Annotated in this window: 21 protein-coding genes, 2 pseudogenes and 1 riboswitch; of the genes and pseudogenes, 14 read left to right on the top strand and 9 right to left on the bottom strand. The window is 67.0% G+C overall.

What is annotated here, in order from left to right; genetic code table 11:
- Positions 1-137: 137 nt before the first annotated feature.
- Entirely contained in the window at positions 138-917 is a 780-nt protein-coding gene (locus tag F3J14_RS20320; protein ID WP_166724547.1) for an SDR family oxidoreductase, read from the bottom strand.
- Between the two features lie 138 nt (positions 918-1,055).
- Here F3J14_RS20320 and F3J14_RS20315 point away from each other — a divergent pair, with 138 nt between their 5' ends.
- From F3J14_RS20315 to F3J14_RS20295, 5 genes are all read left to right on the top strand, one after another.
- Entirely contained in the window at positions 1,056-1,892 is an 837-nt protein-coding gene (locus tag F3J14_RS20315; RefSeq protein WP_166724546.1) for an alpha/beta fold hydrolase, read from the top strand.
- Between the two features lie 62 nt (positions 1,893-1,954).
- On the top strand, positions 1,955-2,743 hold the full coding sequence (locus F3J14_RS20310; RefSeq protein WP_166724545.1) for a glucose 1-dehydrogenase: 789 nt from the start codon (positions 1,955-1,957) through the stop codon (positions 2,741-2,743).
- 38 nt (positions 2,744-2,781) lie between these two features.
- Positions 2,782-3,531, top strand: a complete 750-nt coding sequence (locus F3J14_RS20305) for an electron transfer flavoprotein subunit beta/FixA family protein (RefSeq protein WP_166724544.1) — start codon at positions 2,782-2,784, stop codon at positions 3,529-3,531.
- A gap of 16 nt (positions 3,532-3,547) precedes the next feature.
- On the top strand, positions 3,548-4,492 hold the full coding sequence (locus F3J14_RS20300) for an FAD-binding protein (RefSeq protein WP_166724543.1): 945 nt from the start codon (positions 3,548-3,550) through the stop codon (positions 4,490-4,492).
- Positions 4,493-4,495: 3 nt separating this feature from the next.
- Positions 4,496-5,026 (top strand): transferase hexapeptide repeat family protein, encoded by a 531-nt coding sequence (locus tag F3J14_RS20295; protein WP_166724542.1) that lies wholly within the window; start codon positions 4,496-4,498, stop codon positions 5,024-5,026.
- Between the two features lie 10 nt (positions 5,027-5,036).
- On the opposite strand, the gene F3J14_RS20290 is transcribed toward F3J14_RS20295, so the two are convergent.
- Positions 5,037-5,450: a hypothetical protein gene (locus F3J14_RS20290; RefSeq protein WP_166724541.1), complete on the bottom strand. Its 414-nt coding sequence runs from the start codon at positions 5,448-5,450 to the stop codon at positions 5,037-5,039.
- Positions 5,451-5,587: 137 nt separating this feature from the next.
- Between F3J14_RS20290 and F3J14_RS20285 the strand changes: the two genes are divergently transcribed.
- Complete coding sequence (locus tag F3J14_RS20285) at positions 5,588-5,836, top strand: hypothetical protein (protein WP_166724540.1); 249 nt, start codon at positions 5,588-5,590, stop codon at positions 5,834-5,836.
- Between the two features lie 23 nt (positions 5,837-5,859).
- Here F3J14_RS20285 and F3J14_RS20280 read toward each other — a convergent pair whose 3' ends face one another.
- On the bottom strand, positions 5,860-7,023 hold the full coding sequence (locus F3J14_RS20280) for an MFS transporter (protein ID WP_166724539.1): 1,164 nt from the start codon (positions 7,021-7,023) through the stop codon (positions 5,860-5,862).
- A gap of 284 nt (positions 7,024-7,307) precedes the next feature.
- On the opposite strand from F3J14_RS20280, the gene F3J14_RS20275 reads away from it, so the two are divergent.
- The 4 genes from F3J14_RS20275 (at position 7,308) to F3J14_RS20260 (ending at position 10,862) form a co-directional block, all read left to right on the top strand.
- Positions 7,308-7,952, top strand: coding sequence for a DUF1326 domain-containing protein (locus F3J14_RS20275; RefSeq protein WP_166724538.1), 645 nt, complete (start codon positions 7,308-7,310; stop codon positions 7,950-7,952).
- Positions 7,949-8,740 carry a DUF2182 domain-containing protein gene (locus F3J14_RS20270; RefSeq protein WP_166724537.1) on the top strand — a complete coding sequence of 264 codons (792 nt, stop codon included), beginning with the start codon at positions 7,949-7,951 and terminating at the stop codon, positions 8,738-8,740. The genes F3J14_RS20275 and F3J14_RS20270 overlap by 4 nt, the downstream gene beginning before the upstream one ends.
- A gap of 40 nt (positions 8,741-8,780) precedes the next feature.
- On the top strand, positions 8,781-9,128 hold the full coding sequence (locus F3J14_RS20265) for a copper-binding protein (protein WP_166724536.1): 348 nt from the start codon (positions 8,781-8,783) through the stop codon (positions 9,126-9,128).
- A 414-nt stretch (positions 9,129-9,542) separates the two neighbouring features.
- Entirely contained in the window at positions 9,543-10,862 is a 1,320-nt protein-coding gene (locus F3J14_RS20260) for a collagen-like triple helix repeat-containing protein (protein WP_166724535.1), read from the top strand.
- Positions 10,863-10,957: 95 nt separating this feature from the next.
- On the opposite strand, the gene F3J14_RS20255 is transcribed toward F3J14_RS20260, so the two are convergent.
- The 4 genes and pseudogenes from F3J14_RS20255 to F3J14_RS20240 all read right to left on the bottom strand — a co-directional run bounded on the left by F3J14_RS20255 (position 10,958) and on the right by F3J14_RS20240 (position 13,551).
- Positions 10,958-11,368: a VOC family protein gene (locus F3J14_RS20255; protein WP_166724556.1), complete on the bottom strand. Its 411-nt coding sequence runs from the start codon at positions 11,366-11,368 to the stop codon at positions 10,958-10,960.
- Positions 11,369-11,431: 63 nt separating this feature from the next.
- Positions 11,432-11,572, bottom strand: a pseudogene (locus tag F3J14_RS35755) (AsnC family transcriptional regulator); the annotation flags it as partial.
- Positions 11,545-12,876 (bottom strand): tetratricopeptide repeat protein, encoded by a 1,332-nt coding sequence (locus F3J14_RS20245; RefSeq protein ID WP_247682255.1) that lies wholly within the window; start codon positions 12,874-12,876, stop codon positions 11,545-11,547. The pseudogene F3J14_RS35755 and the gene F3J14_RS20245, both read right to left, overlap by 28 nt.
- A 213-nt stretch (positions 12,877-13,089) precedes the next feature.
- Positions 13,090-13,551 carry an Lrp/AsnC family transcriptional regulator gene (locus tag F3J14_RS20240; protein WP_166724534.1) on the bottom strand — a complete coding sequence of 154 codons (462 nt, stop codon included), beginning with the start codon at positions 13,549-13,551 and terminating at the stop codon, positions 13,090-13,092.
- Between the two features lie 115 nt (positions 13,552-13,666).
- Between F3J14_RS20240 and F3J14_RS20235 the strand changes: the two genes are divergently transcribed.
- The gene (locus F3J14_RS20235; protein WP_166724533.1) at positions 13,667-14,305 is read left to right on the top strand and encodes a LysE family transporter; all 639 of its coding nucleotides are present in this window, start codon (positions 13,667-13,669) and stop codon (positions 14,303-14,305) included.
- 100 nt (positions 14,306-14,405) lie between these two features.
- Here F3J14_RS20235 and F3J14_RS20230 read toward each other — a convergent pair whose 3' ends face one another.
- Both F3J14_RS20230 and F3J14_RS20225 read right to left on the bottom strand, forming a co-directional pair.
- Positions 14,406-16,331, bottom strand: coding sequence for a TonB-dependent receptor (locus F3J14_RS20230; RefSeq protein ID WP_166724532.1), 1,926 nt, complete (start codon positions 16,329-16,331; stop codon positions 14,406-14,408).
- A gap of 209 nt (positions 16,332-16,540) precedes the next feature.
- Positions 16,541-16,734: riboswitch (cobalamin riboswitch) on the bottom strand.
- 111 nt (positions 16,735-16,845) lie between these two features.
- Positions 16,846-17,889 carry an AraC family transcriptional regulator gene (locus F3J14_RS20225; protein ID WP_166724531.1) on the bottom strand — a complete coding sequence of 348 codons (1,044 nt, stop codon included), beginning with the start codon at positions 17,887-17,889 and terminating at the stop codon, positions 16,846-16,848.
- Positions 17,890-18,058: 169 nt separating this feature from the next.
- Between F3J14_RS20225 and F3J14_RS20220 the strand changes: the two genes are divergently transcribed.
- The 3 genes and pseudogenes from F3J14_RS20220 to F3J14_RS20210 all read left to right on the top strand — a co-directional run.
- Complete coding sequence (locus tag F3J14_RS20220) at positions 18,059-18,403, top strand: hypothetical protein (RefSeq protein WP_166724530.1); 345 nt, start codon at positions 18,059-18,061, stop codon at positions 18,401-18,403.
- Positions 18,393-19,025: a Dabb family protein gene (locus tag F3J14_RS20215; protein WP_166724529.1), complete on the top strand. Its 633-nt coding sequence runs from the start codon at positions 18,393-18,395 to the stop codon at positions 19,023-19,025. The genes F3J14_RS20220 and F3J14_RS20215 overlap by 11 nt, the downstream gene beginning before the upstream one ends.
- A 56-nt stretch (positions 19,026-19,081) precedes the next feature.
- A pseudogene (locus tag F3J14_RS20210) lies at positions 19,082-19,669 on the top strand (NADP-dependent oxidoreductase); the annotation flags it as partial.
- Positions 19,670-19,717 lie beyond the last annotated feature (48 nt).

The raw sequence follows: 19,717 nt of genomic DNA, 5'->3' as shown, positions 1-19,717 counted from the left end.
GGGTATCGACGACGGTCGACTGTGGTTGTCGTGAGAGGCAGAGTAGGGAGATCGCGGTAGCAGGGAATCGTCAAAATGAACTAGATGACTTCCCTAGGACTGGAAACGATCGGGCGACGCTGCTTGCGCCGCGGGCGTTATCGCGGGTCGGCCCGTGCCGCCGACAGGAACGCGGGCCGTTCGCCGCCGCCGTCGAGCCGCAGGTTCGCGCCCGACGTGTACGACGCATCGGGCGACGCGAGGAACAGGCACGCCGACGCGACATCGTCGGGCGTCGCGAGCCGGCCGGCCGGTATCGTCGCGCGGATCGCGTCGAGCGCGGCGTCGTCGCCGTAGTGGCCTTCGGTGGCCGATTCCGTCTGCACGAGGCTCGGGCTGATCGCGCACACGCGCACGCGCGGCGCCCACTCGACCGCGAGCGACGTGACCGCGTTGACGAGGCCCGCCTTCGCGGCGCCATAGGCGGCCGTGCCGGGCGACGGCCGCGATGCGCTGACGCTCGCGATGAACAGCATCACGCCGCCGTGCGGCTGCGGTTGCATGATCGCGTTGGCGCGCTGCGCGAGCTGCAGCGGCGCGATCAGGTTCAGCCGCACGATCGATTCGGTGAAGCGCGGCGATGCGTCGGCCGCGAGCACGAACGGCGAACCGCCGGCGTTGTTGACGAGGATGTCGAGGCCGCCGGCCGCGTCGCGGACCGTCGCAAGCAGCGCATCGATCTGCTCGATGTCGCGCAGATCGGCCGCGATGAAACCGGCCGTGCGGCCGCCGGCAGAAGGCAGCGTGTCGGGCACGCTGCGCCCGCAGACGAACACGCGCGCGCCCGCCGCGAGAAACCGCTCGGCGATGCGCCGCCCGATGCCCTTGGTGCCGCCCGTCACGAGCACCGTCTTGCCGCTGTAGTCGAATCCGTTCATCGTCTGCCTCCGTTTCGGTGGCCCGATGATAGGAACAAGCGCGCGCGGCTTCGTAGTCTGAAAGGATGATGCCGGCCGGCGCGGGCGGCGCAATCATCGTGGCAGGCATCCATCGACCGACGAAGGAGACAACCCGCGATGACGACCCCCATGACGCCGCCGGCCGGCATCTTCACCGACGTTCCGGGCGGCCTGCGCCTGCATCATTTCGAGGCGGGCGAGGGCCGCCCGGTGGTGTTCATCCACGGCAGCGGCCCGGGCGCCAGCGGTTTCAGCAATTTCAAGCACAACTACCCCGCGTTCGCGGCCGCAGGCCATCGCGCGATCGTCGTCGACCTGCCGGGCTACGGGCAGTCGTCGAAGCCGTCGGACGTCGCCTACACGCTCGATTTCTTCGTCGGCGCGCTGCACGCGCAGCTGTCCGCGCTCGGCCTCGGGCCGGCCGTGCTGCTCGGCAACTCGCTCGGCGGCGCGATCGCGCTGAAATACGCGCTCGATTACCCCGACGAAGTCGACGGGCTGATCATGATGGCGCCGGGCGGCGTCGAGGATCGCGACACCTATTTCCGGATGGAAGGCATCCAGCGGATGGTGAAGCTGTTCACCAATCGCCAGATGAATGACGAGACCATGCGCGAGCTGCTGACGCTGCTGGTGCACGATCCGGCGATCGTCACCGACGCGCTCGTCGCCGAGCGGATGAAGGTATGCGTCGAGCAGCCGACCGAAGTGCTGTCGACGATGAGCGTGCCGAACCTGACGGGCGTGCTCGGCGACCTGCGCTGCCCGGTGCTCGGCTTCTGGGGCACGGACGATCGCTTCAATCCGGTCGGCGGCGCGCTGACGTTCCTCGAACGCTGCCGCGACGCGCGCTTCGTGCTGCTGAACCGCTGCGGCCACTGGGTCATGGTGGAGCACGCGGTCTATTTCAATCGGGAATGCCTCGATTTCCTCGCCGCGCCGGATGCGCGATAACCCACGATGCCAATGACGGCCGGCCTGTTCGAAGCCGGTCCGCTTGATCACCCGGAGACGCAATGAAACTCATCGAAGACCTGTTCGACCTGCGCGGCAAGGTGGCCGCGATCACCGGCGGCGCGCGCGGCATCGGCGCGGAGACGGCCCGCACGCTGGCCGCGGCCGGCGCGAGCGTCGCGATCCTCGACGTGCTGTCGCAACCGGCGGAGGCGCTCGTCGAGGAGATTCGCGCGCAGGGCGGCCAGGCCGCGTTCTGGTCGCTGGACGTGACGCACGAGGCCGATGTGGCGCGCGTGTTCGCCGAGATCGTCGCGCGCTTCGGGCGCCTCGACGTGCTCGTGAACAACGCGGGCATCGAAGGGCACAACGTGCCGACGCACGAACTCACGCTCGCGCAGTGGCAGCGCGTGCAGGACGTGAACGTCAACGGCGTGTTCCTGTGCACGCGCGCCGCGATCCCGCACATCGAAGCGGCCGGCGGCGGCTCGATCGTGAACCTGTCGTCGATGTACGGGATCGTCGGCGGCCCCGACGTGCCCGCGTATCACGCGTCGAAGGCGGCGGTGCGGATGATGGCGAAGGTCGACGCGATGCTGTACGCGACGAAGAACATCCGCGCGAACTCGGTGCATCCCGGCTATATCCGCACGCCGATGCTCGAGGACGCGTTCCGCCAGATGGGCCAGGATCCGGACCGCGCGTTCGAATACATGCAGACGCATGTGCCGATGGCGAAGATCGGCAGTCCGCGCGATATCGCGGCCGGCATCCTGTATCTCGTGTCGCCGGCCGGGCGCTACGTGACGGGGGCGGAGCTGGTGATCGACGGCGGGTACACCGCGCGCTGACGCGTCGCGGCGGTCGAAACGAAACAGGAGACAGGCAGTTGAAAGCGCTCGTGGCAGTGAAGCGCGTGGTCGACGCGAACGTGAAGGTCGGCGTGAAGTCCGACCGCACCGGCGTCGACATCGCGAACGTGAAGATGTCGATGAACCCGTTCGACGAGATTGCGGTGGAAGAGGCCGTGCGGCTGAAGGAGTCCGGCGTGGTGACGGAGGTGGTGGCCGTGTCGGTCGGTGTCGCGCAAGTGCAGGAAACGCTGCGCACGGCGCTGGCGATCGGCGCGGATCGAGCAATCCTGGTCGAGTCGAACGACAGCGTCGAGCCGCTGGCCGTCGCGAAGATCCTGAAGGCGCTGGTCGACAAGGAGCAGCCGCAGTTGGTGATCCTCGGCAAGCAGGCGATCGACGACGATTCGAACCAGACGGGCCAGATGCTGGCTGCGCTCGCCGGTCTGCCGCAGGCGACGTTCGTGTCGAAGGTGACGATCGCCGATGGTCGTGTCACGGTTGCGCGGGAAGTCGATGGCGGCGCGGAAACGCTGTCGCTTCAACTGCCGGCGGTCGTGACCACCGACCTGCGCCTGAACGAGCCGCGCTACGTGACGCTGCCGAACATCATGAAGGCGAAGAAGAAGCCGCTGGAAACCGTGAAGCCGGAAGACCTGGGCGTGGACGTCGCGCCGCGTCTGAAGACGCTGAAGGTGGTCGAGCCGCCGAAGCGCGCAGCCGGCGTGAAGGTGCCGGACGTGAAGACGCTGGTCGAGAAGCTGAAGACCGAAGCCAAGGTGCTGTAAGAGGGAGCGGAAAGAAATGACGATTCTGGTGATTGCAGAACACGACAACGCGTCGATCAAGGCCGCGACGCTGAACACGGTGGCGGCGGCGGCCGAGGTTGGCAAATTCGTTGGCGGCGACATTCACGTGCTGGTTGCGGGCCACAACGCGCAAGGCGCAGCCGACGCGGCCGCGAAGATCGCAGGCGTGTCGAAGGTGCTGCTCGCCGACGCGCTGCCGCTCGCGGACGGTCTCGCCGAGAACGTCGAAGCGACGGTACTGACCATTGCGGCGAACTACTCGCACATCCTCGCGCCGGCCACCGCCTTCGGCAAGAACATCGCGCCGCGCATCGCCGCAAAGCTCGACGTTGCACAGATCTCGGACATCACAGCGGTTGTTTCGGCCGACACGTTCGAGCGCCCGATCTACGCAGGTAACGCGATCGCGACGGTGCAGTCGGGCGACCCGATCAAGGTGATCACGGTGCGTGCGACCGGTTTCGATCCGATTGCGGCGGAAGGAGGCAGTGCATCGATCGACACGATCGAAGCGGCGGCAGACGCAGGCGTATCTCGGTTCATCAGCCGCGAAGTGACGAAACTCGATCGTCCCGAACTCACCAGCGCGAGCATCATCGTATCGGGCGGCCGCGGTCTGGGTAGCCGCGAGAACTACACGAAGGTGCTGGAGCCGTTGGCCGACAAGCTGCAGGCCGCACTGGGCGCATCGCGCGCGGCAGTCGACGCCGGCTACGTGCCGAACGACTACCAGGTCGGCCAGACCGGCAAGATCGTCGCACCGCAGCTGTACATCGCGGTCGGCATCTCGGGTGCGATCCAGCATCTGGCCGGCATGAAGGATTCGAAGGTCATCGTCGCGATCAACAAGGACCCCGAAGCGCCGATCTTCGGCGTGGCCGACTACGGCCTCGTCGGCGACCTGTTCACGCTCGTGCCCGAAGCGGCCGCGGTGCTCTGAGCGATGCCGCTGTTCGAATTCAACGGCACGCGCCCGCGCGTCGATCCATCCGCGTACGTTCATCCGAGCGCGGTCGTGATCGGCGACGTGACGATCGGCGCGGGCTGCTACATCGGCCCGCATGCGAGCCTGCGCGGTGATTTCGGCGCGATCGTCGTCGACGACGGCAGCAACGTGCAGGACGGTTGCGTGCTGCACGTCGGCATCGGCGAGACGTGTCGGCTCGGCATGAACAGCCACATCGGCCACAGCGCGATCGTGCACGGCGCGACGCTGGAACCGGACACGATGATCGGGATGAACGCGGTCGTGATGGACGGAGCGACGATCGGCGCGACGACGATCGTCGCCGCGTGCGCGTTCGTGAAGGCCGGCTACGAGGTGCCGCGCGGCGTGCTGCTCGCGGGCGTGCCGGGGCGCGTGGTGCGGCGGCTGAGCGACGCGGAGATCGCGGCGAAGACGAACGGCACGCGGGTCTATCAGCAGCTCGCGGTGGATTGCCTGAAGACGCTCAGGCAGATCGACGACGCGTAAGCGGCGCGCGTCATCGTTCAGGCGGCGGATGTTTGCCGGCGAGAAAACCGTCGTGCGTCGGCGTGAATACCGCAAACCCGCGTGCGACGAGCGCCGCACGAAGTTGCGCAGAAAGCGCGACGCCATGCACGTCGAGCGCCGCGTATCCGCGATCGTGCGCATGGTTGCCGTGGTGATCGTCGATCGCGTCGAGTATCCGCTCGCACCAGCTGCCCCGGTCGTCGCCGTGGCGATCGAACTTCGTGACCCGGCCTTCGTCGCCGGACGTGCGCGCGGTGCGCGATTCGCGCCAGATCTGCTCGATGGCCGCATCGTTCATGTCACTTGTCACGACCCACGCGTGCCGAACGCCGGCGGCGACCGCGCGGATCCGCTCGCCGTATTCGGGATCGACGATCAGCGCGATCGTGTGAGGTTCGGACATGGGTTTTCTCGGGGTTTATGCGGATGGCGATTCGCCGTCGTGCATGCCGGTCATGACGTTCGCGCGGGATCGATTGCCTGATGCGGCGTCGTTGTCTTAAGATCGGCGTCAGATCAGCCTACCGCCTCCGGCGCCGAATGAAAACGACTATACCCCTGCGCGTCGCCGTCATTGCTTCGGCCTTCGCCGTCTATCACGTATTCATGCACGTCCAGTGGGTCGTCAGCGGTTGCATCGAATTCCTCCACGGCCGGCATTGCAGCTTCGAGAACAGTGCGAATTTCGAGGGAATGATGGACTTCGACCTGCTGGTGACCTGCGCGTGGGTCGCGGGCGCCGCGATGGCGTGGTTCTCCATCGCACGTGCGCCCAAGAAATCCGGTTAGCCGCACCGGCATCGCGCCGCCGCTCATCGCGTGCGCGCTGGCGCCGGCCGGTCGTGCAGGAACGCGAGCGACAGCGCCGCGAGACCACAGCTCGCGATGAGCATCAGCAACGCGCCCTTGCCGGCGTGCACCATCACCCAGCCGCCCACCGACGGAAAGCCGAACGTGCCGATGAAATACGACGCGACGAACCACGTGAGCACGCCGTGCTGCTGCGTGGCCGGGCAATCGTTGAGCGCCTGCGCCTGGATGACCGGATACACGAGGCCGTAGCCGGCGCCGAGCAGCACCGCCGCGACCGACTGGAACGACGCGTGCGCGGACGCGCCGAACATCGCGAGCGCCCCGAGCAACATCGTCACGAGCAACCCCTTGGTCGCGATTTCGGGGCGCGCCATTCGCACCCATTTCCCGAGCAGCCAGCGCGCGGTCACCACCGTCACTGTGTAAAGGCTGAAGAATGTGCCCGGGCGCGCTTGCGTGCCTTGCATGAACGACATCTGGAACGTCATCAGGCCCGAGAACACGCAGGTGCCGAGCGCGATCATCGCGATCGGCACGGCCGCGCGCGTGCGCGAGATGGCGCGAAGGTCGCGCACCCAGCGGCCGCCGGAAGCGGCGGCGGGCGGGCGCGGACACAGGCGGCCGAACGCCTCCAGCATCAGCGACGCGAGCGCGCACAGCGCGCCGACCGCGTAAAGCGTGTCGTCGATCGACCAGTGGAGCAGCCGCATCGCATACGCGGCAAATGCCGGGGATGCGCCGATGCCCGTCATCTGGAAGGTCGCCGACCGGAAGAACCATACGTTTCGCGCGGCGCCGCTGGTCCGCTCGGCGAGCGACATCGGCGCGGCCAGGTGAAACGCGCCCCAGCCGAAGCCGACCAGGAAGCCGGACAGCAAGTCGGCGAACGGTGCGCGCCCGACGAGTGCGAAGCCGACGATGCCGGCGCCGATGCACAGCGACGACAACGCGGCGATCCGCGCGGCGCCGATCTGCCGCGAGAACCAGCCGACCACCGACAGGCCTGCGAAGGTGCCGACCGTCGCGGCAGCCAGCGCCGCGCCGGTATCGAGATCGCTGCCGCCGATCATGTGAAAACGCATCGACAGCAGGAAGGTGGCGCCGTAGCCGCCCGCGGTAAGCAGGGTGCCGACGAGAAAGAGCAATGCACTATGAGCGCGCATGACAGCCAACCGGGGCGACGACGGTCGGGGAGTGGTCGATTGCGAAACAGTATGGACCAGGACCGATGCGGAATGCCCGCATTCGTTGCGATGCAACAGGGTCGTTGGCTTTTGTCCGACATGGCGCGAACACGATCGATTGCACGTGTTATTGCACGTGCCATTGCACGCCGCGCGGACGCTGTTTCAGCGACGATCGACGCGCCTCGTGCGTACTTTGCTTTCCCCCGTGGGGTGCACTAGATTCGAAACGTTACGTATCGCCGACCGCGCGAGGTGAAGCCATGACGCCGTGGGAGATTCAGGGAACCGAGCTGATCAACTGCAATTGCTCATACGGTTGCCCCTGCCAGTTCAATTCGCTGCCGACGCATGGCAATTGCGAAGCGATGGGTGCGATTTCGATCGACAGCGGTCACTACGGCGACGTGGTGCTCGACGGCGTGCGGATCGCGGTCGTGTTCCAGTGGCCGGGAGCGATTCACGAAGGCCACGGCCGCTGTCAGCCGATCGTCGACGCGCGCGCGAGCCCCGCGCAATGCGAGGCCGTGCTGAAGATCATGACCGGTCAGGATACCGATCCATTCGCGACGATGTTCTCCGTGTTCGCGTCGACGCTCGAGCAGGCGTTCGATCCGATCTTCGCGAAGATAGATTTCGACGTCGATGTCGATGCGCGGCGCGGCCGTATCAGCGTCGAGGGCGTGTTCGACCTCGTCGGCGAACCGATCCGCAATCCGGTGACGGGCGCCGAACATCGCGCACGGATCGACCTGCCGCACGGCTTCGAATACGAGCTTGCCGAGATCGGTTCGGGTACCGGCCGGTCGCACGGCAACATCGAGCTGAATCTCGAGGGCAGCTACGCGCAGTTCGCACGGCTGCATCTGAACAATCACGGGCTGATCCGGCATCGCGTCACGGCATGATCCCCGTCGACGATGTTCTCGGGCGCGAGCGCGTCGTTACGCTGCTCGGCTTGACCGCGCTCGTCGGCGCGTGCTGGGTCTACCTGTGGACGGGGGCCGGCACCGGCATGTCGGCGCTGGACATGACGGCGCTCGCATTGTTCCCGCATCGGCTGGCCGACGACATGGCCGCGATGGACCCATCGCTGGCGACCGTGATCCTGATGTGGTGGGTGATGATGATCGCGATGATGACGCCCGGTGCGGCACCGCTCGTGCTGTTGTACCGGCGCGTGCTGCGGCATCACGATCCGGCGGGCGCCGGATCGGCATTCACGTCGACGTTCCTGCTGGCCGGCTATCTGGCATCGTGGCTCGCGTTCTCGGTCGTCGCGGCCGTGCTGCAGATGCTGCTGCAGCCTGCCGGCCTGATCTCCGGGATGATGCTGTGGTCGAAGAGTGCTGCGCTGTCCGCGATCGTCCTCGCGCTGGCCGGCATCTATCAGTTTTCGCCGCTGAAGCAGGCCTGCCTGCGGCAATGCCGGTCGCCGGTCCGGTTCCTCACGACGTACTGGCGGCCGGGCATCACGGGCAGCTTCCTGCTCGGCGTGCGCCACGGTGCGTATTGCGTGGGCTGTTGCTGGCTGCTGATGGCGCTGCTGTTCGTCGGCGGCGTGATGAACGTCGTATGGATCGTCGCGTTGTCGCTGTTCGTGCTGGTCGAAAAGGTGCTGCCCGGCGGCGAGCGCATCGGCCGCGTGCTCGGCGTCGTGCTGATTGGGTGGGCGGTCGCGACGTTGCTGGTGTAGCGGGGCGCATTCGTCATTCGCTGCAGCCGGGAGAATCCCGATGAAGATCCGAGGCATCGCCATCGCCGTTCTCGGCGCGATGGCCGTCGTGGCGACGTCGGTGCGCGCGGGCGGCAGCATGTCCGGCATGAGCATGGGCGACATGAAGATGGCCGCGCCGGATGCGACGCTGACCGACGCCGAAGTGAAACGGATCGATGCCGCGCACGGCATGGTGACGCTGAAGCACGGCGCGCTCGAGAACGTCGGGATGGCGCCGATGACGATGGCGTTCAAGGCCAGCGACCCGGCGATGATCGATTCGCTGCACGTGGGCGACAAGGTCAAGGTCCGGATCGAGCGCGTGAACGGCACGCTCACGATCGTGACGCTCGTGAAACGGCCATGACGCACGTCCGGTGCGATCGGCGTCGAGAGCGACCGTGGCGGATGGCTCGTCGTCGGCCCCTATACCCCCTTTCACGCTGCACCGAAGCGTTGGCCACCGGTTCGCTTATGGCCGCCGATTCGTTACCGGAATGAGCGGCGAGCCCGTGATGTTCGCTTCGACGCCATTGCGAGTGTCGTCGCAGTTTCGTGCCGATGCTACGTAACGTGTCCCCCGTGTTACGTGAACGTTCGATGGCCATGCGAGGCGAATCGGAGGGGGCGGGTTTCAGCCCGCAAGCCGCACGTCCTGCGTGGGACGGCCTTCAGCAGGGCCCGATGCCCAGCGATCGCGGAATTGAGGCGAGGCCGGTCAGGGTGGCACGAGAGATGCTTGTCGAACGCATTGATCAGAAAAAACCGACGAGGGGCATCCATGTATCGGCATTTCACCAGAACCGGCGTTGCGCTCGCCGCGATCGCCGCGGCATGCACGCTGGCCGCGTGCGGCGGCGGCGACATCACCGCACCGACCGTGGCCGCTAATAACATCGGCACGAGTACGAGCGTGACCGGTGGGACTAGTGGGACTAGTGGGACTAGCGGGACTAGCGGGACTAGCGGAACTAGCGGGACTAGCGGAACTAGCGGAACTAGCGGAACTAGCGGAACTAGCGGAACTAGCGGAACTAGCGGAACTAGCGGAACTAGCGGAACTAGCGGAACTAGCGGAACTAGCGGAACCAGCGGAACCAGCGGAACCAGCGGAACCAGCGGAACCAGCGGAACCAGCGGAACCAGCGGAACCAGCGGAACCAGTGGCACAAGCGGCACAAGCGGCACCAGCAGCGGCACCAGCGGAACGACGAGCGGCGGTTGGGGCACCAGCGGCGCGCCGGGCACGAACGGCGTCGTCAGCACGGTCGGTCAGGTCGTGATCGACGCCGGCACCACGGTCGGCGACGTGACTCTGCCGGGCGTCGGCAAGAGCCTCACCGCGGGCCCGGGCGCGACGATCACCGGCGTGGGCTCGATCATCCGCGACACAGCGAACGCGGTGAGCGGTGGGATCAGCCAGATCGGCATCACGCCGGACCCGGTCGGCAGGACAGTCACCGGACTCGGCACCGTCGTCAGTTCCACGGGTAATCCCGTCCTGGGCCTGAGCGAGACGGTCAGGGCGCTCGGCGCGGGCCCGCTGTCGCCGCTCGCGCCGATCACGACGCCGGTCGGCGGCCTGCTCGACACGGTCGCCCACGGGCTGCAGTCGGCGGGCGCCACGGTCGGCTCGACCGTGTCATCCGGTCCGGTGCAGCAGGCGACCCAGACAACCGGGTCGGCGATCACGCCACTCGTGACGACGGCCGGCAACCTCACCCAACAGGTCGGCACGGCGACCGGCCTCGGCCAGCCGGTCGCCGGCCTGCTCGGGCAGGTCGGCGGGGCGATCACGTCGGCCGGAACGAAGGTGTCGGCCACCTCGTCGCAGCCGGTCGTCGGCGATGTCGGGCAGCTCGTCCGGGTGGTCGGCAATACGGTGACCAACGCGGGCGGTCTCGTGAATCCGAACGGAGCAAACGGCGTCGCGCCGGTTGCAGGCCTGGTCACGAGTGTGGTCGGCGGGATACCGGCGACCGTGCACAACGGTCCCGGCACCGGTACGAGCGGCGGTGCTACGTCGAGCGGTACGAGCAATCCGCTCGCGCCGGTCACGTCGCTCGTCGGCGGCTTGCTCGGCGGAGCGGTCGGCAGGTGACGGGGCCGTACTGATCGTCAGCGCGCCCAACCGGCGCACGGCGCGCCGTCAACGCCATCGCGGCGCGAACGAATCGCCGGCCCGAACCGCGCGTGCTAATCCGGGTCGTCACCGGAATCGCGGTCGGGCTCGGCGAAGTTCAACTCGACGCCAGTGCCGGCCGGGTCGGCGAAAAAGAGCTGGAGCTGCCTCGTGAGCGGCACGTACCTGCGCGCGTACCGGACCTGCGCCTCGGTGAGACGCCGTTCCATGTCGGCGGCGTTTTCGCATGAAAACGCCATATGGTCGAACGTATTGACGACGTGCGATGGCCGCACCTCGCCAGGCCGCGCTTCCGACAGATGAAGGATTGCCTGCGCTCCCGCGTAGAGCCAATAGCCGGCGCTCTGGAACGCTGGACGATAGCCCAACTCGAGACCCACGACGTTCACGTAGAAATCGCGCAGCGTATCGAGCGTCGCCCGATCCGCGCGCAGGTTGTAATGATTGAGTCCGATCACTGACATGGCAGGTTGTCCGGTTCGCGCAAGGTGCGCATGGCACAGCATCGCGCGGCGCAGGGCATCGTGTCACCCCCGACTGCCTTCGCTCGCGGCAGCCGGACGCGCGAGCCCGCGCGCCGGCAGCGGCGTCGACATCACGATCGACGTGCGCGTTTCGCCGTACAGGTTGATGCGCTCGATCAGTTGCTCGAGGTGCGGCAGGACGACTGGTCTGCCGCCAGCCAGTCGAATGACGGCGCCCCGAAGCGTTCACCGATTTGATAGCGCTCCGGCGTGTTCTGACGGGCGGGGATCAGATCGGCCTTGGAGGCAGATGGCGGACCATACAGCGCGAGCCAATAGCCGTCGCGTGGTACTGGATCGTTGCCCCTGACGACCATCGTGCTTTGTTCTCGTGCCGCCACGGCATACCCACTCGGAATGAATTCCCAACCTTGCGGCGCCGCACTCTTCTGCGGTTTGGCGGGCGCGGTCACGGCCTTTGCACCGTCGATCAACGTCTGTACTTTGCCATCCCATTTCGGCAACGGTGCTGGAGGCAACGGAAGTACCTTGTCGAGATTCGGCAGCTTCAGGCGGCCCTGATAAAACTCGAGCGCATCCCCGAGCTTGCTGTAACGTTCAGCACGTGCCTTGTCGATATGGCCGACCAGGTTGGTGCCGTCGGTGAGGTCTAGGCCCCGAAACTCTGGTGCCAGGCTATGCGCGCATTTGGCACTTCCGAGTTTTACACCGTCGTGCAGAATTTTAAGAGCGCGTGTTTTACCTTCGGGGGTATTGTCCCTCGCGTAGACCAGTCCCAACTCATCGGCCGCATCCCCATATCCCTGTGCGAAGGCACATTCCAGCATTTGTGTCGCGATAGGCAGATTGCCCCAGAATTCACCGCCTGGGTCGTCATGTGCCGCATCCGTCTTTGTCCCGATAAATGTTTGTGCGGATGGACTGCCCATATCGGCAGCGCGCTGGAAGAAGGCATAGGCACTCGTGGCATCGCCACTCTTGACCAGCCCATTCTGATGATAGATGCCCATCATGTCGTAGGCGTCAGGCACGCCCAGTTTCATCGCCTTTTCCACCCAGCGGATAGCGGTTTCCGGATCATGGGTTAGCACACCCTGACGATCGCTCAATATCAGCGAGGCGATATTAAGCATGGCCTTCCAGTGATGGCGCTCGGCAGCCTGCATGTAGAGTTGATAAATCGTCCCGTAATCGCGCTTGTCGTAATCAATGTTCGGGTTATCAAGCGCCAGCGCTTGCTGGAACCACAATTCAGCCTGGGGATCGACAGGCGGTACGTGCTGGTTCTGATACACGCATGTGAAGGTCTTGCGGTGCGGGCTGAACAACGGCAGTTTTTCGTAACGTGGCAGGTCGGACGTGGATGCACTTACCTTGCTGGTCGGTGCTGTAAAAGGGCTGGCCTGCGAATCAGCGGCCAGCACACAGAGGCTGGCGAATAGAAGTCGCAGAGCGAGGCCGATGAATGTTGCGTTGGATCGATTCATTTCAGGTAAGGGCCGATGTGTCTGACGTCGACGGAATGGTTACTTGGGCGTGCATCGTGCTGATCCTCAAACGGAAGTAGAAGACCCTTGAGCGTTGCTTTCCCGCCTTTCCAGACATTACGGTTTTTGGCCATACGTCTGTTCCAATCGTCAAATACGTTAGAAAATTTCCTTGAAGTCCCCGCTGCCGGAGATATGGCGCAGGGCATCGTGTCACCCCCGACTGCCTTCGCTCGCGGCAGCCGGACGCGCGAGCCCGCGCGCCGGCAGCGGCGTCGACATCACGATCGACGTGCGCGTTTCGCCGTACAGGTTGATGCGCTCGATCAGTTGCTCGAGATGCGCCATGCTGACCGCGACGAACCGCATCACGTAGGAATCCGCGCCCGTCACGTGATGGCACTCGACCACTTCGGGAATCGTCTCCAGCAGCTTCAGGAATTTCGCCTTCGCCGGCTGCGGCACCGTGATGCCGATCAGCGCGCTCACCGGGTAGCCGGCCGCCGCCGGATTGACCCGCGCCGTGTAGCCGTCGATCACGCCGGCCGATTCGAGGCGCTTCACGCGCTCCGTCACCGCCGGCACCGACAGATGAACCTGGCGTGCCAGCTCCGTGTAGCTGATGCGGCCGTTGGCTTGCAGCAGCGCGAGTACCTTCCAGTCGAGTTCGTCCATTGCGGCGGAGTTTTTAAGGTGAAGCAGCCATTTTTCCTTAAAAACCGCCTTCAGCGGCGACCGGACTTTCCCTACGATTCGGGTTAAAGCCACTGGATGTCGCGAGGAGCCAGCCATGCTGTTCATCAAGTCCGTCGTGATGGGATTGTCGATCGCGGTGCCGGTCGGCCCGATCGGGATGTTGTGCATCCAGCGCAGCCTGAGCCGAGGCTTTCACGCGGGGTTCGCCACCGGCATCGGCGCCGCGTGCGCCGATGCGATCTACGGGCTGCTCGGCGCGCTGGGCGTTGCCGGCATCGTCACCGCGTTTCCGATGCTGACCGTCGCGCTGAAAATCGGCGGCGGTGCGTTCCTCGTGTGGCTGGCCTGGACCATCGCGCGGCAGGCGCCGGCCGCATCGGCGGCGCAGCGCGACTTGCCGCGCACGACCGTGCTGCGCGATTTCCTGACGACGTTCGGCCTGACGCTGTCGAATCCGATGACGATCCTGTCGTTCGTCGGGATTTTCGCGGCGCTCGGCCCGCTGACAGGCACGCATGACGACGCGATGGGGCCGACCGTCGCGCTGATGGTCGCCGGCGTGTTCCTCGGTTCCGCGACGTGGTGGCTGTGCCTGAGCAGCGCGACCGCCGCGTTGCGCACGAAGATGCCGCTGACGTTCATGCACGGGCTGTCGCGCGTGTCGGCCGTCGTGATCGCGGTGTTCGGCGCGATCCAGTTGATTGCGGGCGTACACGGCATCGTGTGGTCCTGACGCGAACCGCGGTGCGATCGAACGCGACGGCATTCGGCACCCGCGAACCCGTCCGCATCGACGCCCGCGACCGCGCGCGCCGATGCGCCCACCGCCGCGATTAGAACGTATAGCTGACCTTGCCGAACGCGGTGCGCCCGAGCGTGTTGTAGCCGTACGCGGTCACGTACTGACGGTCGAACAGGTTCGACAGCGACGCTGACACCGTCAGGTGCGCATTGATCTTGTACGACGCGCGCAGGTTCACGGTCAGGTACGACGGCAGATACGTGGCGTTGGCCGGGTCGTCGAACGTCGTGCCGCCGTAGTTCAGCGACGCGCCGGTGCTCAGTGCATGCAGGTGCAATTCGTCCCACGTGTGGTCGACGTTCACGCTGACCGTCTGGCGCGGCCGGCGGTTGAGCCAGCTGTCGTTGGTTTCGTCCTGCGGATTGAGGATCCCGACCGCGATGCTCACCGGCGTCGTGCGGCCGATCGTGCCCTTGTACGACAGGTCGATGCCGCGGATATGCGCACGGCCGATGTTCATCGGCGAGAACGTCGCCGGGTTGTACGCGATCAGGTTGTTGACGCGCGTGTCGTAGATCGCGGCGCTGAACGTGCCGTACGCCGTGTTCGCGTCAAGCGCGGCTTCGACCGAATTGCTGCGCTCCGGATTCAGGTTCGGATTGCCGTAACCGGGGTAGTACAGGTCGTTGAACGTCGGCAGGCGAAACGCATTGCCGTACGACACGCGCGCCGTATAGACCGGCGTGATCGCCCACGACAACGCTGCGTTGCCGGTGTTCACGGCTTTCCCCACGATGATCTCGTGACGGCCCGCGATGAACATCGTCACGCTGCCGAGCGTCGCCGACTGATGCAGCGAGAACGCGGAATCGTTGCGCGTGGGCACACCGTCCGGCACGTCGACCGGCAGGAACGCCTGCTCGCGCGTGAAGTCGTATGCGACCTTCGTCTCGCCCGACAGCGGTAGGCCGAACAGGTGGAAGCCGTGCGCCTGATGGGTCAGCGACGTCGACGAACTGATACGCTGCGAGTCGATCCGGTCGGTCCGGATGGCCGGGTCGCTCGCATACAGGAACTGGCGGTCGTTCGCATAACCGAACGATTGGTCGAACTGCGTGTCGGGCGTGATGTCGAGATGGAACGCGATGCCGGTCGTCAGTTGATGATCGAGCTCGCGGTTCGCAAAGCCGGCGTTGTCATAGGACAGGTCGGAGCGGTGATACAGCGCGAACGTCGAGATCGACCAGTTATCGCGCGCGTAGCCGAGGCGCGCATCGAGATCCTGCGCGTGATACGGATTGCGGCCGTCCTCGTGGTACGGCAGCACGGGCCGCGTCGCGTCGATGCCGGCGGTGTTGTACGAGTGCAGGCCGAGCGAGTAGGTGAGCCCGCCGAGCGCGGCCAGCGGCCCGGTCGACGGCACGGTGCCCGACGTGCGCAGCTGCGTGTCGAAGGTCTTGTTCGAGCCGCCGCCGAACGACACGCTCGTCTGGTTGGGCTGGCCGGCGGCGCGGCGCGTGAACAGCTGCACGACGCCGCCCATCGCATTCGCGCCGAACGATGCGGCGGCCGGCCCCGAAATCACTTCGACGCGCTCGAACGCTTCGGTCGGCAGGTCGGCCCACGGCGCGATGCCGGTGGTCGGCGAGCCGATCCGGATCCCGTCGATGAACACCGCGACCTGGCTGGCCGACGAGCCGCGGATGCTGACCGACGCGGACGAGCCGGGGCCGCCGGTCTGCGAGACGGTCACGCCCGGCAGCATCGCGAGCGCCTGCGTGATGCTCGGCTCGCTCGGCGACAGCCGGTCGAGATCGGCGCGCGTGAGCACCTGCGTCGTCGCATAGCGCTGGTCGAACGATTCGGGCAGGTGCCGCGTGTCGGTCACGGCGATCGTCGGCAGGGTGCCGTCGGCGGACTGGCGCGGCTGCGTGAGCGCCGTGTCGCCGGCAGCGTGGGCGATCGGGGAGAGCAGCGCGGTGGCGGCGGACGTGGCGAGAAGGTGGCGAAGATTCATGAGGCGGCGAGCGTGATCGTGTTGCAGGTACGGCGTGCGCGCGCGAAGACGCCGCGCATGACGGAGGCGCCACGGCGCGACGCTTCCGGCGTGGAAGCGGATGCGGAAAGGTTGGACATCTGAAGGGTCCTGAGGTCGGGCCGTCCATGCAACGGGGCGACCGCCAAAGGCGGTGCTGGCGCATCGGGACACCCCGCCCGGTGCGGCTGCTTGGACCTCGGGTCGATGGCAGGTCTCCTGGCTCGCGGGTCGTCATTCGCGCCGGCCTTCCCGGTTTCCCAGTGGCGTGTGGTGGCGCGGATTCGCCGATTACAGTTGCGGGGGCAGCCGCAGATTCGAGGCACGGCCTCTGCTGCGTTCCCTTTTGATCCCCTTCCGGGGAACCATCAGCGCGCAAGCGTAATGGCGAGCGCTCCGGCGCGTCAATCATCGGCGGCCGAGGGGATGCGAAAAAACGTCAGTGTTCGCCGAATGCTTTCGAAGTCCTTTCTTTTTTGGCGAAATCGAACCGCGTTCACGTCTGATGAAACGGAACGTCGGCGGCGCTGCCATCGCGCCGGAACCGGCTCGGCGCGATGCCCGTCCATCGCACGAACGCCCGCCGGAACGCTTCCTCGCCGCTGAACCCGAGATGCGCGGCGATCCGCGCGACCGGCCAGTCCGACTCGCGCAGGCAGCGCCGCGCGACGTCAGCGAGGCACTGCTCGCGCAACGCGTGATAGCTGCTGCCTTCGGCGGCGAGCCGCCGCCGCAACGTCGCCTCGCTCACGCCGAGCCACGTCGCCAGCTCGGTCAGCGCGGGCAGCGCCTGTTCGTGCGCGAGCGCCGCGTCGAGAAAGCCGCGCACCTGCTGCGCCCATGACACGACGGCCGGCGCCGCATCGATCAGACGAAATGGAAAATCCACGAGAAACGCGGCGAGTTCGCCCGGCTGGCGGATCACGCGGGCATCGAGCCGCGCCGCGTCGAACGCGAAGCCGTAGGTTTTGCGGCCGACGTGGACCGGCGCGTTGAACAGCCCGAGCAGCGGCATCGCATCGTCGCGGCGCGGATGGCCGAGCCACACTTCGTCCGGCCGCAGCGGCTGCCCGATCAGCCAGCCGAACAACTGCAGATAGCAGAACAGCCCCGTCAGGTCGACGAGGCACGCGGCCGAGCTGCGCGTGCGGCGCAGCGAATCCATCCGGAACGTCGCGCGAGCGTCGCGCACGGCGAGCGACAGCGCGCCGGCGCGCGGCGTCAGCATCTCGCAGAATTCGGCTGCACAGCGGATCGCGTCGGCGAGCGTCGCGCAACTGAGCAGGCAGCGGCACATCAGGTCGACTTCCTGCTTGCGCATCGGCGGATGGCCGTCGCCGCGCGCGACCTGCGCCTCGAGCCGCTCGATCGCGTCGCGATACAGCGCGACGAAGCCGCCGGGCGTCGTCGTCAGCGCGGCCGCGGCAGGCGTCGTGCGCCGTTGCGCCGGCGCTGCGCCGCTGCGCGTCAGTTCGTCGAGCAGGCGGGCGCCGAGGCCCGGCAGCACGCGGCTGCGTGCCGGCAATGCGCGCTGTTTCATGTGTTTCCCGATCTGAGCGTTGCGACAGGGGCCGGTGAGCGGGCCGGTAGGGGTTCGCCGCGCGTCGCCACGCAAGAATGCTATCCACGCCGGCCGCTTCCGGCCTCGCCGGAACGGCGTAGGCGGCCGTTGTCGCATTCCGCCACGAACCACCCGGGACGACCCGCGCATGATCCAGATCGTAGACGAAATCACCCTCGCGCCCGAGCGCATTCCCGACGTGCTGACGCTACTGCGCGACCGCTATTTGCCGGGCCACGCGGCGCGCGGACTGACGGCCGCCGGCCGCTGGGTGTCGCCGCCCGTCGCGGTGCCGGGGCAGCCGAGCACGCTGTGGCTGACGTGGCAAGTCGCCGATGCGCCGTCGTACTACCGGATGCGCGCGTTGACCGACGGCGACGTGGTCGCGTTCTGGATGGCCGTCGACGCGCTGTGCGACGCGCGCCGCCGCCATGTGATGACGGACGCCGATGCGCCGCTGCCCACGCTGACGGAGGTCGACCATGCGGCATGACACGGCCCAGGTATGGGTGGCGGCGACCGGCGATGCCGGCGCGATCGAACGTGCATTGCGCGACGCCGCGCATGCGCTGCCCGGCGCGACCCGCGTGGCGCTCGCACGCAATCTCGACGGCTGCTGGGGGGCGGGCGACTACACGCTCGACGTGCTGCGCGACGAAGGGGCGAACGATCGAGCGATGGATTTGAACGCGCTGGCCCGCGTGCCGGGCGTGGTGCGAATCGACAGCGCCGCGTGCCGCGCGATCGGCGGCAGCGTGCGCGAGCCGGCGCTGCGCGATGGCGTATGGCGCACGCTGATGCTTCGGGTGCGGCCGCAGGCCGACGAAGCGCAGGTGCGCGAGCTCGAGCGCGAACTGCTGCGCATGCCCGCGTTCATGCCCGGCATTCGCAACTGGCGGCTGAGCCGGATCGTGACGCCGGGCGCGTGGACCCACGTCTGGCAACAGGAATTCGCACAGGTTGGCGACCTGCTCGGCGAATACCTGCTGCATCCGTATCACTGGGGCTGGGTCGACCGCCGGTTCGACGCGGAAAGCCCCGACTGGACGGTCGATGCGATCTCGCATGCGTTCTGTCCGCTCGCGTCGAGCCTGCTGGCCGACACGGCGGCGTGACACGCGGCGCGCACGCGACCCACCGCAATGCAAACGACAACACGGGAGACACCACCATGCGAGCCTTGCTGATCGACCGCGTCGGTCATTCCGACGCGCTGCGACTGGCCGACGTTCCCGCACCGAAGCCGGGCCCCGGCGACGTGCTGATCCGCGTCGTATACGCGGGCGTCAATCCTGCCGACTGGAAATGCCGCGAAGGCTATCTCGGCGCGTTCATGCAGATGACGTTTCCGTTCGTGATCGGTTTCGACGCGGCTGGTGTGATCGAGGCGGTCGGCGACGGCGTCGAGGGTTTCACGCCGGGGATGCGCGTGTTCGCGCAGACCGACGTCGGCGCGGGGCGCTGGGGTGCGTATGCGGAATACGTCGCCGTGCGTCACGATTCGGTCGTGCGCCTGCCCGATGCGGTCGGCTTCGCGGCGGCGGCCGCCACGCCGACGCCCGCGCTGGCCGCATGGGCCGGCCTGTTCGACGACGGCGGATTGCTTGCAGGGCAGAGCGTGCTCGTGCACGGCGGCGCGGGCGCGGTCGGCACGTTCGCGATCCAGCTGGCCGCCCAGGCGGGCGCACGGGTCGCCGCGACGTGCTCGGCGCGCAACCGCGCCAGTGTCGAACTGCTCGGCGCGGCTGTGCGCATCCACTAACCCCCGCCGGACCTCGCGGCCGCCCTGCGGGCGTGGGCCCACCGC

The organism is Burkholderia sp. Tr-862 (assembly GCF_011753085.1).
Taxonomy (GTDB): domain Bacteria; phylum Pseudomonadota; class Gammaproteobacteria; order Burkholderiales; family Burkholderiaceae; genus Burkholderia; species Burkholderia ambifaria.
The sequence above is the reverse complement of the archived record's forward strand: the minus strand, read 5'-3'. Positions and strand labels throughout refer to the sequence as shown.

Excerpts from the sequence above, each read along its gene's own strand:
- F3J14_RS20320 (WP_166724547.1), bottom strand. The coding sequence starts at position 917 with ATGAACGGATTCGACTACAGCGGCAAGACGGTGCTCGTGACGGGCGGC.
- F3J14_RS20315 (WP_166724546.1), top strand. The coding sequence starts at position 1,056 with ATGACGACCCCCATGACGCCGCCGGCCGGCATCTTCACCGACGTTCCG.
- F3J14_RS20310 (WP_166724545.1), top strand. The coding sequence starts at position 1,955 with ATGAAACTCATCGAAGACCTGTTCGACCTGCGCGGCAAGGTGGCCGCG.
- F3J14_RS20300 (WP_166724543.1), top strand. The coding sequence starts at position 3,548 with ATGACGATTCTGGTGATTGCAGAACACGACAACGCGTCGATCAAGGCC.
- F3J14_RS20295 (WP_166724542.1), top strand. The coding sequence starts at position 4,496 with ATGCCGCTGTTCGAATTCAACGGCACGCGCCCGCGCGTCGATCCATCC.
- F3J14_RS20290 (WP_166724541.1), bottom strand. The coding sequence starts at position 5,450 with ATGTCCGAACCTCACACGATCGCGCTGATCGTCGATCCCGAATACGGC.
- F3J14_RS20285 (WP_166724540.1), top strand. The coding sequence starts at position 5,588 with ATGAAAACGACTATACCCCTGCGCGTCGCCGTCATTGCTTCGGCCTTC.
- F3J14_RS20280 (WP_166724539.1), bottom strand. The coding sequence starts at position 7,023 with ATGCGCGCTCATAGTGCATTGCTCTTTCTCGTCGGCACCCTGCTTACC.
- F3J14_RS20275 (WP_166724538.1), top strand. The coding sequence starts at position 7,308 with ATGACGCCGTGGGAGATTCAGGGAACCGAGCTGATCAACTGCAATTGC.
- F3J14_RS20270 (WP_166724537.1), top strand. The coding sequence starts at position 7,949 with ATGATCCCCGTCGACGATGTTCTCGGGCGCGAGCGCGTCGTTACGCTG.
- F3J14_RS20265 (WP_166724536.1), top strand. The coding sequence starts at position 8,781 with ATGAAGATCCGAGGCATCGCCATCGCCGTTCTCGGCGCGATGGCCGTC.
- F3J14_RS20260 (WP_166724535.1), top strand. The coding sequence starts at position 9,543 with ATGTATCGGCATTTCACCAGAACCGGCGTTGCGCTCGCCGCGATCGCC.
- F3J14_RS20255 (WP_166724556.1), bottom strand. The coding sequence starts at position 11,368 with ATGTCAGTGATCGGACTCAATCATTACAACCTGCGCGCGGATCGGGCG.
- F3J14_RS20245 (WP_247682255.1), bottom strand. The coding sequence starts at position 12,876 with ATGAATCGATCCAACGCAACATTCATCGGCCTCGCTCTGCGACTTCTA.
- F3J14_RS20240 (WP_166724534.1), bottom strand. The coding sequence starts at position 13,551 with ATGGACGAACTCGACTGGAAGGTACTCGCGCTGCTGCAAGCCAACGGC.
- F3J14_RS20235 (WP_166724533.1), top strand. The coding sequence starts at position 13,667 with ATGCTGTTCATCAAGTCCGTCGTGATGGGATTGTCGATCGCGGTGCCG.
- F3J14_RS20230 (WP_166724532.1), bottom strand. The coding sequence starts at position 16,331 with ATGAATCTTCGCCACCTTCTCGCCACGTCCGCCGCCACCGCGCTGCTC.
- F3J14_RS20225 (WP_166724531.1), bottom strand. The coding sequence starts at position 17,889 with ATGAAACAGCGCGCATTGCCGGCACGCAGCCGCGTGCTGCCGGGCCTC.
- F3J14_RS20220 (WP_166724530.1), top strand. The coding sequence starts at position 18,059 with ATGATCCAGATCGTAGACGAAATCACCCTCGCGCCCGAGCGCATTCCC.
- F3J14_RS20215 (WP_166724529.1), top strand. The coding sequence starts at position 18,393 with ATGCGGCATGACACGGCCCAGGTATGGGTGGCGGCGACCGGCGATGCC.